This is a genomic window from Desulfitobacterium dichloroeliminans LMG P-21439 (assembly GCF_000243135.2).
GTDB lineage: Bacteria > Bacillota > Desulfitobacteriia > Desulfitobacteriales > Desulfitobacteriaceae > Desulfitobacterium > Desulfitobacterium dichloroeliminans.
This window is the reverse complement of the sequence record NC_019903.1, coordinates 3,377,787-3,391,797: the sequence shown is the minus strand read 5'-3', so window position 1 is coordinate 3,391,797 and position 14,011 is coordinate 3,377,787. Positions and strand designations below refer to the sequence as shown.

Sequence of the window (14,011 nt, the reverse complement as noted above, 5' to 3'; positions counted from 1 at the left end):
AGGTGGCTAATCTCATTGAAAAAGCAAAAAATTACACCATGAACAGAAGAAAGTTTTTGGGATTGACAGCAACTGTGACAGCTGGAGCAGCAGTTACTTTGACTGGGTGCGGACTGACGTCTGTAGATTCCACCACAGCTTCGGCTCATTTGGCTGGAAAAGAAGGGGAATGGGTACCTGTCGCCTGCTGGCATAACTGTGGAGGTCGTTGCTCAAACAAGGCCTATGTGGTAGAGGGCGTCGTGGTTCGTCAAAAGACAGATGATACTCACCAGGATACACCGGATTATCCTCAGCAAAGAGGATGTAACCGTGGCCGTTCCCAGCGTATGCAAGTCTTTGGTGCTGATCGCCTTAAATATCCCATGAAGCGGAAGAATTGGGAGCCAGGCGGCGGCAAAAAGGAACTGCGTGGTAAAGATGAGTGGGTTCGTATTTCTTGGGATGAGGCCTATGAAATCGTCGCCAGTGAAATTAACCGCATTAAGGATCAATATGGAAACCGCAGTATCTTTGCCTCTAATGCAGGGGACTTCGGTCGAGTGCTCAACTTAGCGGGTGGTTATATCGGTTCTTGGGGAACCAGTTCTTGGGGTTCCTGGCGTTGGGGTCCTGAAAAGTTCGGTATGGCCGAAGGCTTCTTTGAGCAAAGCATCAATGACCGAATGGATCTGCGTAATTCACAGCTGGTCGTGATCGTCGGAGGTAACTCTTCCTGGAGTGCTGCTGGTAATCCAACCTACCATTATCTCCAAGCGAAAAAGGCGGGAGCGGAATTCGTTTTCCTCGATCCCATTTATTCCGATACAGTGGAATTACTGGATGCCGACTGGCTTCCCATTATGCCCACTACAGACCACGCCCTGTTCTTAGGAATGGCCCATACTCTCCTCGTAGAAGATAATCCTACCACGAATCCTCTGATTGACTGGGATTTCTTGAATAAATATACTGTTGGCTTTGACACTGATCATATGCCTGAAGGTGCCGACCCTAAGGAGAACTTCAAGGATTATGTTCTCGGTACCTATGACAATATTCCTAAAACAGCCGAATGGGCGGCAGAACTTTGTGGTATATCAGCTGATAAGATTCGTGAATTGGCTCTAAGGATTGCTAAGACTGAGCGTGTGGCCCTATTAACTGCTTGGGGTCCTGCTCGTACTCATAACTCCGACTCTTGGCCGCACATGTTTATGACCTTTGGAGCTATGACAGGTAACATCGGTAAATCCGGAGCGATGACCGGAGTAAGCTGCCACTATTCTACCGCTAATGGTGGAACTTGGCTGGTTACAGCTGGAGGCAATGGATTACCCCCTGTTCCCAACCCCATTAAAGAAACCATCAACGATAATGAAATGTGGCTGGCTATCCTCGATGGTAAGTATGTCGCTGGAAAAAATGATGTCCGTGATGTCAATATCCAAATGATATACCATGGTCCAGAAGCCCATCTCCAAACTCGTTCTGGACAAACCAAAGGAATCGAAGCCCATCGTCATGTGGAGTTTGTTCTTTCCACCAGTCATTTCTTAACCACGAATAGTAAGTTCGCTGACGTGGTGCTCCCTGTAACTACAGAATGGGAAAAGATCGGTGGATTCGGAGGCTTCTCTAATCGAGAGACCTTGATTTTCTGGCGTCAAATGACAGACCCCCTGTATGAAGCTAAGAGTGATATTCGTATCGCCTATGAATTAGCTGAAAAGATGGGATTGGATGCTAACAAGATTCTACCCATCGACGAAAAGCAAATGTTCTATAACCAAGTATCGGGAGCAAAGGTCGTCGCTGCTGATGGCAAGACCATGGAGCCTTTAGTCACCTTGACTGAGGCAGATATTCAGGAAATCGGCGCGAAGGGAACTCCTCAACAAGGTCGAATATCTTACCAAGAACTGAAGACCAAGGGAATGTACCAAGTTGAGCGTAAACCAGGGGATAACCTAGGATTTATCGCCTATGAGAGCTTTGTTAAGGATCCTGTAGCGAATCCGCTAAAAACAGCCAGCGGCAAGTTAGAGATCCACTGCCAAGCGTTAGTAGACTTCGTTAACGGTAAAGGATTCACTGAAATCCGCCCCATTCCCACCTATAATCCGGCTCAAGAAGGCTATGAAGCAACCTTTAAGGATTTCAAAAATAAAACTAAAGGTGATTTCCCACTCCAAGTCATCAATCCTCACTATTTGAGACGCTCTCACAGTATTTTCGATAACGTTACCTGGCTGAGAGAAGCCTGGCCAAATCCAGTATTCTTGGCTGCTAAGGATGCAGAAGAGAGAGGCATCAAAGAAGGAGATACTGTGCTGATTTCCAGCAAGCATGGAAAGACCCTGCGTCCTGCCCATGTGGTTGAATGGATTGCCCCAGGGGTTGTTGGTTTGCCTCATGGAGCATGGGTGGAGATCGATGAGAAGACCCAAGTGGATAAAGCAGGCTCTGACAATATTCTGACCGGTCCTATTCCTACTGGACAAGGGATTGGTGCTTGGAACTCCACCATCTGCCAAGTGGAAAAATGGGATGGAGAGCCCTTAACAGAAGACGTCAAATGGCCACAACGGATCGTTTTATAGAAAGGAGTGAGTGACCTTGGCACAAAAAGGATTTTACTATGACCAAACCACCTGCATCGGATGCAAAGGCTGTCAAGTAGCCTGTAAAGATAAGAATGATCTAGAAATCGGTGTTCTCTACCGGAAGGTCTATGATGTAGAGACGGGCAAGTACCCGAACCCCCGTCGTCTCCATATCTCCATGAGCTGTAATCATTGTGATGAACCGAAGTGCGTCGCTAACTGCCCTACCGGTGCTCTTGAGAAACGTAAAGAGGATGGCCTCGTTATTCATCACTATGATAAGTGTATCGGCTGCCGCCTTTGCACCTGGTCCTGCCCTTACGGCGCTCCTCAATACAAGGAGGAGGTCGGCAAGATTGGTAAATGCGACATGTGTGCTGACCTATTGGCTAAAGGGGAAAACCCTGCCTGTGTGGATTCTTGTGTTATGAGATGCTTAGATTATGGTGATATTGACGAGCTCCGTCAGAAATATGGTCAGAATGCCGATGCCCCCGCGCTTCCTAGTTCCAATGCAACTATGCCAAATATCGTAATTAAGGTTAAGGAGGCGTAACTATGCACATCTTTGCTGAAGAATGGCCCTTAATGACCTTTACCTTACTCTGTCAGCTAGCTATCGGTATGTTTATCGTCCTTATGCTGGTTAAAGCCAGCGTGGGCAGCCGCGATTCCCAGGTCTCTAAAGCCATCAACGGTGGATTTACTATAGTAGGTCCCCTCACAGTACTCGCGCTACTCTTCTCCGTGTTCCACTTAGGGGACCCCCTAGGAGCTCCACGCTCCATCTTCAACCTCGGATCCTCCTGGCTGAGCCGGGAGATCCTGACGGCCGGTGGATTCCTCGTGCTCTGGTTCGCCTTTTGGTGGTTATCTCGCAAGGGTAAGGAAAGCAATGCTCTAGGATGGATTGCTGTCCTTGCTGGTTTAGCGGCAGTGTTCAGCATGGCAAGTATATACAGTTCCTCCATTCGCCCTGCTTGGGATGATGCGAACACCTATATTGCCTTCTTTGGTGCTACCTTAGCCATGGGTGTGTTAGGTGCGACTGGTGTTATCGTTTACGGATTTAAAGGATCCTCAGGGGATCTCTTAAAAAGCTTAAAGAACATGTCATACCTCGCTGCAGCTGCAATAGTTTTACCACTAGCTTATCTTCCCGTCTTTATCTCTGGTTTAAAGGGAGGGGGAAGTACAGCAGAAGCTTCTGCTCAAATCTTAACCGGAAGCATGGGTGTGCTTGCAGGTCGAGGAATCCTTTCTGTAGTGGGCGCAGTGTTATTGGTAGTAGCCCTCAATAAAGGATCTCAAGGTAAACCTCTTGCTGCGGGTACTGTTTATCTAGCGTTAGCCTTAGTGATCGCTGGAGAACTCCTCGGACGCTATCTCTTCTATGCTATGGGTGTATCTCCGATGATTGGAACCTAAAAAACTAAATCTTTTATTACCCCCTTAAGATGGACTTTTGAGCTGTGAGGCTCGGAAGTCCATCTTTTTTGGGATTTAAATAGAGTTGATAAGAGTCCATACGGGGTATTGATAAGCATTTGATATAGATACCACGACGTCTATCAATAATCCCTATTTGTGTAAAAAAAGTTACCGCCCTATTATAAAGTAGTGAAGAAAAAAATAAATTATTTATTGAAAGGCGGTCCGAAAATGAGTGAGATTCAGCTACCAAGCCAATTTGATAGCTTTGGGGATGCGCGGAAGCAGGGCTTTATTGCGGTCAAGAATTTAAAAGAGCAGGGCAAAAAAGTGGCAGGAGTATTCTGCACCTATGCCCCGTTGGAGCTCATTCTAGCTGCGGGAGCTGTGCCCATCGGACTTTGTGCCTTTAGTGACGAAACTATACCTGAAGCAGAAAAAGTACTGCCTCGGAATCTTTGTCCCTTAGTCAAATCCAGTTATGGCTTTGCCATCACCGATAAATGTCCTTACATGTATTTTTCCGATCTGATGATTGGTGAAACCACTTGTGATGGCAAGAAGAAAATGTACGAGCTTTTAGAGGAAATCAAAAACCTCCATGTTATGCAGCTTCCTCAGACTCAAAATGATGAAGCTTCCAAAGAACTATGGTATAAGGAAGTTCTGCGCCTCAAGGAAAGAATCGAGCAGGATTTCGGAGTGACCATCACCGATGAGAATATCAAAAAGGCAATTAAGATAAAAAATGAGGAACGTAAAGTTTTAAAAGAATTCTATGAGCTCAGCAAAGCTTGCCCACCTCCGATTACGGGTGCGGAGCAGCTTAAAGTCCTCTACGGCTCTCAGTTTAAATTTGACCAGGAGGCCAAGATCCAGGAGATCAGAGACATCATTGATAAAATAAAGGCGGATCAGGCCAATGGAGTCGAGAATGTCTCTGGGTCCGCCAAGAGAATCTTGATTACTGGCTGTCCTCTGGCTGGAGTCACCGAGAAGATCGTCAAAGCTATCGAGGAATCTGGTGGCGTGGTCGTGGCTTATGAAAACTGTATCGGAATCAAGCCTATCGAGCGTCTGGTGGACGAAACTATCGATCCATACCGAGCTATTGCCGACCGGTATCTGCAGATCGGCTGCTCTGTTATGACCCCGAATAATAACCGCCTGGAGCTGCTGTCCCGTCTTGTCAAGGAATTCAAGGTGGATGGGGTTGTGGAAATGACTCTCCAAGCCTGCCATACCTACAATCTGGAGACAACCATAATTAGAAAGCACCTGAAGAAGGAAGATATGCCCTTTATCAGCATGGAGACCGATTACTCTACTTCAGACGTTGCTCAGCTCAAAACCAGGCTAGCTGCGTTTATCGAAATGCTTTCATGAAAAGATTCTTTATCGGTATAGATTCAGGTTCAACAACCTGTAAATCCGTGCTGATGTCCGAGGGCAGGATTATTGATGCTCTGGTCATAAGAACCGGGTGGAATCCCCAGGCTTCTGCAGAGGAAAGCATGGGGATTTTGAAGGGAAGAAATGACCTAGACAGCGCAGAACTCAGTATTGCAGCCACGGGATACGGTCGGGAAGCCATTGATTTTGCGGATCATACGATAACGGAGATTACCTGTCATGCTTTAGGCGGAGTGCATCTGATGCCCGATATTCAAGGAATTATTGATATTGGCGGGCAGGATAGTAAGGTGATCCAGATTCATAAGGGTAAGCCCATTAACTTCCTGATGAACGATAAATGCGCCGCTGGAACAGGACGTTTTTTGAAAATGGCTTGCGATATCCTCGAGGTCCCTATGGATAAAATCGATGATTTTACAGATCGAAACGAGGCAGTTTCTATCAATAGTATGTGCACGGTTTTTGCTGAATCAGAGATCATTGGGCTATTAGCCATGCAAAAGGACCGGGCTCAAATCATGGCCGGGGTTCTGCAGTCCATTGCGCGGAAAATACAGCAACAGGCAGGAAGAATCGAATTTGCAGCAGACAAATCTATCTTGATGACCGGTGGACTGTCTAGATCAGGGTTGATTATCGAGACTATAGCCCAATTTATCGGCTATGAGGTTAAATCCTGTGACTATGCCTTATATGCTGGTGCCATTGGAGCCTGTGTCTTTGCCGCTAAAAAAGAAAATGGATGCGGAGGGTGATGAGCTTTGATTTATTTTGACAACAGCGCGACTACCCTTATAAAGCCGCCAGAGGTTAGTGAAGCAGTAGCATACGCCATCAATCATTTTGGCAATGCTAGCCGTTCGTTTTATGAAGCCGCTATGATGGCAAGTCGGGAAATATATAATACCAGAGCAGAAATAGCAGAGTTAGTCTGCTCGGATAATCCTCTGAATGTAGCCTTTACGTCTTCCTCCACCGAGAGTCTTAATTTAGTGATTGGCGGCCTCGTGAAACCTGATGATGTCGTTCTGACCACCGTGACGGAGCACAATTCGGTGTTAAGGCCTCTATACCTCAAAGGGTGCCAGTTGGACTTTATCGACTGCGATGATCATGGCGTTTTGTTACTTAATGAGTTAGAGAGTCTGATCAAACCTGAAACACGGTACTTAGTTTGTACTCATGGGTCAAATGTCACTGGCAATATTACGGATGTCAAAAGGCTGTATACCCTATGTAAAGAGAATAACATAATCATGATTTTGGATGTTTCCCAGACCTTGGGGTTAATTCCGGTCACAGCGGACATGGCCGATGTTTTATGCTTTACGGGTCACAAAGGGCTATTTGGGCCCCAGGGTACGGGAGGCGTCATTGTCAACGACAGTCTGCCTTTTGATATTGTCAAAACAGGCGGAGCGGGTGTTCACAGCTTCGAGATGTTCCAACAAAATGTCATGCCCGACATTTTTGAGGCCGGTACACTCAATGGCCATGGAATTTACGGGCTGCAGAAAGGTGTTCAGTTTATAAATTATACGGGTATAGAAGAAATCCACAGAAGAGAAAGGCAATTGACTCAGTTATTTCTGGATGGACTAAAGCAAATACAAGACGTAAGACTTTATGGGGAATTTTCCAGTTCTTACAGGCTGCCGGTCGTAGCTTTAAATATTGGAGAGATGCCGGCTTCGGATCTGTCAGGGCTTCTTTGGGAGAAATACGGTATTGCAACACGGGCCGGAAGCCATTGCGCTCCCCTTCTTCACAAAAGGTTCAGAACGGTCGAAACAGGAATCGTCAGGTTCTCATTCTCTTATTTTAATACCGAGGAGGAAATTGAAGAAGGGATAGCAGCGCTTCAAAACATAGCGAGAGCTTGCGGCAATTAAAAATGGAATATGTCATTACATTTAAGAGCACAAACCTGGCTATACAATCGGAGCGCCATCTGCTTGGTGAAAAGCTGCATGTGAAAGTCATGCCCCTTCCGTCGCAGATTAGGGCCGGCTGCGGTATCGCTCTTCGCATACCCTCGGAGGAACTCGGAGCGGCTCTGCAAATTCTATCGGATAAGAGAGTTGAAGAATTTGACCTTTATTCAAGAGCTGAGAAGGATAGAGGATATGTTTACAGTGAAATCTTCGACAGGTAGAGTCGCGAACTCCTTGAGAACTTGGGAAAAGTTCGAGAACATGAACACATAAAATAGAGAGCGTTATATAAGCAGGAACCTAGAGATACGATGGTATCGCTAGATTCCTGCTTTTTAGTTTGTCGCATCGGCTTAGTTATTAGGGCGCGTACAAGATGGGCGTTGGAATCGTCGGGTATTGGTAAACAGCTGAAATGAAATGTATAGATGTACACTAAAAAGGAATTTGTCGATAGTGGATATGATAAAATAAAAAGGGACTTGCGCGGTAGGTGGAGAATGGAAAGCTAGAGATTCGTCATGAAGCTAGATGCTCGTGGGTCAATTGAAGGCATTGCGATTAGAAGTGGAAAATAATCAGAATAAGAGGGGAAATCATGGATTTTCGGCAAATCGAGGTTTTCATTCAAGTTTACCGCTTGCGGAATTTCTCCCGAGCGGGAGAGGCGTTATATCTATCTCAACCTACAATCAGCAACCATATCAGCTGCTTGGAAGATGAGCTGGGAATCAAATTATTTGATCGTTCCAGTCGTCAGATCATCCCTACAGAAACAGCAGAAATTTTCTACAGCTACGCGCTCAAAATGCTGGAGATCAGAGAAAGTGCAATTTTTTCAATAAATAAAAATAAAGAAATCGGAGGAAGGCTGGAAATAGCTACTTCTTCTATCCCAAGCCAATATCTACTACCTAGCCCTATGAAAAGTTTTCAAAAAAAATATCCAGGTGTTAGCTTTATTATCCACAAAAGTGATACCCAGGAAGTCACCAATGCACTTCTGGAAATGAAATATCAAATCGGCATTGTTGGAGCACGCTTAGATGAGAATAATCTAGTTTATCAAAAATTGACCGGAGATAAACTGGTCTTAATAGCTCAAAATGTTGACGGAGAGACTACGAAAGAACAAATAATATCACTTGAAAGCCTGATGGGTATGAAATTTATTGTTCGGGAGCAAGGTTCAGGGACAAGGACGACATTTGAGACGGCACTGAAAGAAAAAGGTATCAACCCCGATCACCTCCCAAAAGTAGCTGAGATGAACACTATGGAGTCCATTAAACAGGCTGTTCGAGAGGGAATGGGTGTGTCTGTCATGTCTTCCCTGAGTGTAAAGGATTATTTAAAATTCGGATGGGTAAAGGCATACGCCGTAGAGGGATTAAAAATGAAAAGAAATTTTTATTTGGCCACGCACAAAAATAGAACCTTGTCACCTTGTGCGGCAGCGTTTCAAAGGCATATTATCCAATTCTATCAGAATAAAGAAACCGTTTTACTCGGCAACAAAAAGACTGACCAATCAATATGAATTTGTAGAAAAGCCTACCAAGACGGTAGGCTTCAGATGGGAAACGTAGTTTCACCGCGCATAAATCTATACCTTAAAATAATATAAGAAAAGCAAAGTAAAAGGTATTGACATTTAGAATAATTCTAATATAATAATAAACATAGAGAGCGACGCAACGTAGCTCACCATTTTAAAAAATGTAATATAAAAGGAGAGAATCGAAAGATGAAAAAGTTTGTATGTGCGGTTTGTGGTTATATTTATGAGGGAAATGAAGCTCCTGATCAATGTCCACAATGTAAAGTAGGTAAAGAAAAGTTCATTGAAAAAACCGAAGGAAATCTTCAATGGGCTGATGAGCATAGAATCGGTATCGCTGAAGGGGTTGATCCTGAAGTTATCGAAGGCCTAAGAGCAAACTTCATGGGTGAATGTACAGAAGTAGGTATGTACTTGGCTATGAGCCGTCAAGCTGACCGCGAAGGCTTCCCTGAAGTTGCAGAAGCTTACAAGCGCATTGCTTTCGAAGAAGCTGAGCATGCAGCGAAATTCGCTGAGCTCTTAGGTGAAGTCGTGGTAGCAGATACCAAGAAAAACCTCGAGATGAGAGTTGAAGCTGAATATGGTGCAACTCAAGGCAAGAAAGATCTCGCAACCTTGGCTAAGAAGCTTAACTTAGACGCTATCCATGATACCGTTCATGAGATGTGCAAAGATGAAGCACGCCACGGCAAGGCTTTCTTAGGACTTCTCAACCGTTACTTTAAATAAGATCTTTTTCCATCACGTACTCCCTGATTTCGTAGGAGACAAGGTAATGACTAGAGCATTTGCCTTGTCTCCCTTTTTTTATCTTTCCTCCTCACGTGAATTTCCAATAATTTACTGACCTCTGCTATGCATGTATACACACTCTAGTCAAGATTTCTATGCTATAATCAGAGTTAAATTTTACTGATGTTTCAATCAGTAAAACACAAAAAGAACAAACTCTATCGAGAGTGTGAGGGGGAATAAAGGTGAGTAACATGATGAAATTTGAGTCTGAGTTTAGTAAAGAAGAAGCTCTCGCTGAGGCTTCGCGTTGTCTTCAGTGCAAAAAGCCTTTATGCCGTCAAGGCTGCCCTGTGTATAATGCTATACCGCAATTTATAAAAGCCTTAAAAGAGGGAGACTATGCCCAAGGTCTTGAGGCAATTTATCGTCATAGCTATTTGCCGGCTGTTTGTGGTCGCGTATGCCCGCAGGAGAAGCAGTGTGAGGCTAGCTGTATCTTAGCTCGTAAAGGAAAAGCCATTCGCATTGGGAAGCTGGAGCAGTTTGTAGCCGATAACGCTAAAGAGGTGGAATTTCCTAAAGTTACTGCGACCATGGGTGCTATTGCCGTCATTGGCTCAGGGCCGGCAGGATTGGCAGCTGCTGTTCAACTTGCCCAGTTGGGATATTCGGTGGCCGTATTTGAGGGTGAAGCTGAGCCTGGCGGAGTTCTTCTTCATGGCATTCCGGAATATCGCTTGCCCAAAGATGTCGTTCGCCGTGATATCGAAAAGATTAAAAATTTGGGTGTAGAATTCAAGCTCAATACTTTAGTTGGGGAACATCTACTCCTAGATGATCTTTTGGCGAGTGGTTATCAAGCTGTTTTTATCGGCACTGGAGCGGGATTGCCTCGTACCTTAGATATTCCAGGGGATGACTTAGAAGGTGTTATATCTGCACTTTATGTCCTTCAAACCACGAATTTGTTTAACCTAGGGCAATTACCGGAAAGCGAACTGCCTATCGAGAAAGGCGAAAGGGTCGTAGTAATCGGCGCAGGTAATGTGGCCATGGATGCTGCTCGTTCTTCCAGTCGCATGGGAGCTGACGTCACTGTTCTTGCCCGCAGAGGCCTCAATAAGATGGCGGCCCGTGATATTGAACGGGATGAGGCCATAGCTGATGGAGTTAAGATTCGCACCTATGCTGCCCCGCAAGAGATTCTTGGGGAGGGCAATGTGACAGGCATAGCCTGTGCTCAAACAATGGTGACTGACGAGGGCAAGGTGGCCATAAAACCCGAAGAAGGCTTTGTCTTACCAGCGGATAAAGTCATTTTTGCCATTGGTCAAAGACCCTATGCCCGGATTGTAACGACTTCAGAAGGCTTTCAGATTGATAAGCAGGGTTTGCTCCTTTGCAATGATCACGGCATGACAACTCGTGAAGGCGTTTTTGCGGCCGGTGATGTGGTCCACGGCCCAGCCACAGTGGTAAAGGCTATGGGTGAGGGAAGGCGTATTGCCATCGAAATGCATGCTTATCTTTTAAGGAAGAGGGTCATGACGGCGAAATAGAGGTTGACCCGTAGGTAAAAGCCAATTCAATAAAATGCTTGAGAAGAGTGCAACCCATTCGATATCAAGCATTTTTCCCCTTTGGCAACAGGGCCAGTTGTCTTTGCCTAAGGATTTGGCTTGAGCCAGGTTATGAAACATTAAAAAAGACGCTAATCAAAGTTGCAAAAGGGTGGAGAGAAATACTATAATTTAAAGCAATACATAATTAACGCAGAGATAGGTAATTTACTTTGTATAGGCAACCAACGTCTTAGTCTTATGATGCAGAATGAAGTGAAGGTCGGCGGAGCAACAAGTGCGGAGGCATACCTTCGGGGTTTACTTTGGAAGGGGGACTAGAATCATGGCACATATTAATGAAAACTACTTAAAACTACCGGGAAGTTATCTTTTTTCAGAAATTGCACGTAGGGTCAATGAATTTAAGAGTCAGAGCCCTGATGCAGATATCATTCGCTTAGGAATCGGCGACGTCACCAAGCCACTAGCTCCGGCCGTCGTGGAAGCGATGAAAAAGGCTGTGGATGAGATGGGTAATGCAGGGACCTTCAGAGGATATGGTCCTGAGCAAGGCTACGATTTCCTTATAGAAAAAATCATCTCCAATGACTATGCTCCACGAGGAATCGAACTCGGTATGGATGAAGTATTCGTCAGCGATGGTGCTAAAAGCGATACAGCTAATTTTCAAGAGATATTTGGCATGGATAATATCATGGCGGTAACGGATCCTGTCTATCCTGTGTATGTGGACAGCAATGTCATGGCCGGACGAACCGGTATGTACGATACGGAGAAAGGGCAGTATGGTAAAATCGTCTATCTTCCTTGTATCGAGGAAAAAGATATGAAACCCGCTCTGCCAACCACTCACGTGGATATGATCTATCTTTGTTTTCCCAACAACCCAACAGGGATGACCTTGACTAAAGAAGAATTGAAGGTCTGGGTAGATTATGCACGAGAGAATAAAGCAATCATTCTCTTCGACTCAGCCTATGAAGCCTTTATTCGTGAGGAAGATGTTCCACGCAGTATTTACGAAGTCGAAGGCGCTCGCCAAGTCGCCGTAGAATTTCGTAGCTTTTCCAAGACTGCAGGCTTTACTGGAACACGTTGTGCCTATACTGTGGTGCCCAAAGATATCCTCGTCTATGATTCCCAAGGCCAAGGGCATAGCCTCAACAAGCTCTGGTTGAGAAGACAGACTACTAAATTCAATGGGGTATCCTATCCCGTCCAAGCCGCCGCCGCCGCAGTGTATTCTGAAGAAGGGAAGAAGCAGATCCGAGCAACCATAGATTACTACATGGAAAATGCCCGCATCATCCGTGAAGGGCTGAAGGAAGCTGGATTTAAAGTCTTTGGCGGCGTCAATGCACCCTATATTTGGATGAAAACTCCCCGCAATATGGGTTCATGGGAATTCTTCGATAAGCTTATGACTGAAGCTCACGTGGTAGGTACCCCAGGCGCAGGCTTTGGGGCCAATGGCGAAGGATACTTCCGCCTTACCGCCTTCGGCACTCGCGAAAATACCGAAAAAGCCATTGAGCGGATTAAGACTCGGATGAAGTAAGATTGAGTTAGCCTTTGTATAGCCCGGTAATATGTTAAAGCCAGTCCTCTTAAGTGTTTAGAGGACTGGCTTTGTTTCGAGCAGAGTCTAAACCTCCCCCATGACCCGCCCCATATCGGAAATATCATATCCGCCGATTCCCGCCACCTCGTTGCGGAAGCTCTCGGACTTTAAAATGCTCAATAAAGCCTGAAAGTGAGGCTTCACAAGATCTTCCTTAAGGATGACCATATCATAACGTTCTTTATGTAAAGGAACAAAATCAAGGGAGCTGACTTGCATAGCGGCCTTCTCAATTCCCAGACCTACATCCGCTTCCCCGCGGGCCACACGGCTGGCCACGGCCATGTGGGACATCTCCTCATCGGCATAACCTTGAACTCTTTGGTGTAGGATATCGGCCAAGCGAAGCTGTTCATCCAGAAGGACCCGTGCCCCGGAGCCCCGTTCGCGGTTGACAAAGCGGATATCCGGTCTGGCCAAATCCTTCCAGGTGAGAATTTTCTTCGGATTGCCTTTGGCGACATAGAATCCTTCCATACGATAGACAATATTCACAACGCTGGCAGGATACCCGGGCAAAAGATAGCGAACATAGGGGAGATTGTACTCGTTTGTATGGCTGTCCCATAAGTGAGTCGTCACTACATTAGCTTGTCCATGGTAAAGAGCTATCAGTCCGTCGAGGCTACCGCTATATTCGCGGAGAAAACTAATATGCGGAAATTGTTTTTGTAAATGGCGAGTTAAAATATCCAAGAGGATATCCTGGCCACAGATGACTAGGCTTTCATCTTGAAGGTCTGAGCGGCGGGCGTTATTAGAGTGTGTCGGTGTTATAGGGAGTCCGTTAGGAGTAGATGCCGTGGATGAAACGGTTCTACCCTGAGGATTACTTGGAGATTGCGCTGAAGTCATTGTAGCTGGCTGTGCTAAATAACCTCCTTTAGATTTACGAATGTAATCGTCCAAATCGGAATTTTGGATGCGAAACTTGCGACCAATCCGATAGGCACTTAGGTCCCCGCGTTTAATCATTTCGTAGACAGTGAACTTCGAAATTTTAAGGATATTCGCGACTTCCTCCGGAGTGTATGTGACATTGGACAAGGGAAGCTCCCCTCTCATTACTGCATTAACATGCAGTAGTATTTACAGATTATTGATAAAAGCCTAAGTAGCATTTAGATGTGTGCAGTTAAGCG

12 protein-coding genes are annotated in these 14,011 nt (G+C 45.5%); 11 read left to right on the top strand and 1 reads right to left on the bottom strand.

The features are described from left to right. Positions 1-2: 2 nt before the first annotated feature. The 11 genes from DESDI_RS16055 (at position 3) to DESDI_RS16000 (ending at position 12,806) form a co-directional block, all read left to right on the top strand. Entirely contained in the window at positions 3-2,582 is a 2,580-nt protein-coding gene (locus tag DESDI_RS16055) for a molybdopterin-dependent oxidoreductase (RefSeq protein WP_015263663.1), read from the top strand. Between the two features lie 16 nt (positions 2,583-2,598). Next, entirely contained in the window at positions 2,599-3,141 is a 543-nt protein-coding gene (locus DESDI_RS16050; protein ID WP_015263662.1) for a DMSO/selenate family reductase complex B subunit, read from the top strand. A gap of 2 nt (positions 3,142-3,143) precedes the next feature. Continuing rightward, positions 3,144-4,013, top strand: coding sequence for a dimethyl sulfoxide reductase anchor subunit family protein (locus DESDI_RS16045; protein ID WP_015263661.1), 870 nt, complete (start codon positions 3,144-3,146; stop codon positions 4,011-4,013). 234 nt (positions 4,014-4,247) lie between these two features. After that, positions 4,248-5,402: a double-cubane-cluster-containing anaerobic reductase gene (locus tag DESDI_RS16040; RefSeq protein WP_015263660.1), complete on the top strand. Its 1,155-nt coding sequence runs from the start codon at positions 4,248-4,250 to the stop codon at positions 5,400-5,402. Then, on the top strand, positions 5,399-6,187 hold the full coding sequence (locus tag DESDI_RS16035; RefSeq protein ID WP_015263659.1) for an acyl-CoA dehydratase activase: 789 nt from the start codon (positions 5,399-5,401) through the stop codon (positions 6,185-6,187). The genes DESDI_RS16040 and DESDI_RS16035 overlap by 4 nt, the downstream gene beginning before the upstream one ends. Before the next feature lie 6 nt (positions 6,188-6,193). Continuing rightward, positions 6,194-7,324, top strand: coding sequence for an aminotransferase class V-fold PLP-dependent enzyme (locus tag DESDI_RS16030; RefSeq protein WP_015263658.1), 1,131 nt, complete (start codon positions 6,194-6,196; stop codon positions 7,322-7,324). 2 nt (positions 7,325-7,326) lie between these two features. Then, positions 7,327-7,587, top strand: coding sequence for a putative Se/S carrier protein (locus DESDI_RS16025; protein ID WP_015263657.1), 261 nt, complete (start codon positions 7,327-7,329; stop codon positions 7,585-7,587). A 377-nt stretch (positions 7,588-7,964) separates the two neighbouring features. Further along, positions 7,965-8,906 (top strand): selenium metabolism-associated LysR family transcriptional regulator, encoded by a 942-nt coding sequence (locus DESDI_RS16020; RefSeq protein ID WP_015263656.1) that lies wholly within the window; start codon positions 7,965-7,967, stop codon positions 8,904-8,906. Positions 8,907-9,113: 207 nt separating this feature from the next. Beyond that, positions 9,114-9,659, top strand: coding sequence for an NADH peroxidase (locus DESDI_RS16015; protein WP_015263655.1), 546 nt, complete (start codon positions 9,114-9,116; stop codon positions 9,657-9,659). Between the two features lie 248 nt (positions 9,660-9,907). Next, on the top strand, positions 9,908-11,224 hold the full coding sequence (locus tag DESDI_RS16010) for an NAD(P)-dependent oxidoreductase (RefSeq protein WP_015263654.1): 1,317 nt from the start codon (positions 9,908-9,910) through the stop codon (positions 11,222-11,224). 346 nt (positions 11,225-11,570) lie between these two features. Next, complete coding sequence (locus DESDI_RS16000) at positions 11,571-12,806, top strand: LL-diaminopimelate aminotransferase (RefSeq protein WP_015263653.1); 1,236 nt, start codon at positions 11,571-11,573, stop codon at positions 12,804-12,806. 87 nt (positions 12,807-12,893) lie between these two features. Here DESDI_RS16000 and DESDI_RS15995 read toward each other — a convergent pair whose 3' ends face one another. Further along, positions 12,894-13,916, bottom strand: a complete 1,023-nt coding sequence (locus DESDI_RS15995; protein ID WP_015263652.1) for a substrate-binding domain-containing protein — start codon at positions 13,914-13,916, stop codon at positions 12,894-12,896. Positions 13,917-14,011: the final 95 nt, after the last annotated feature.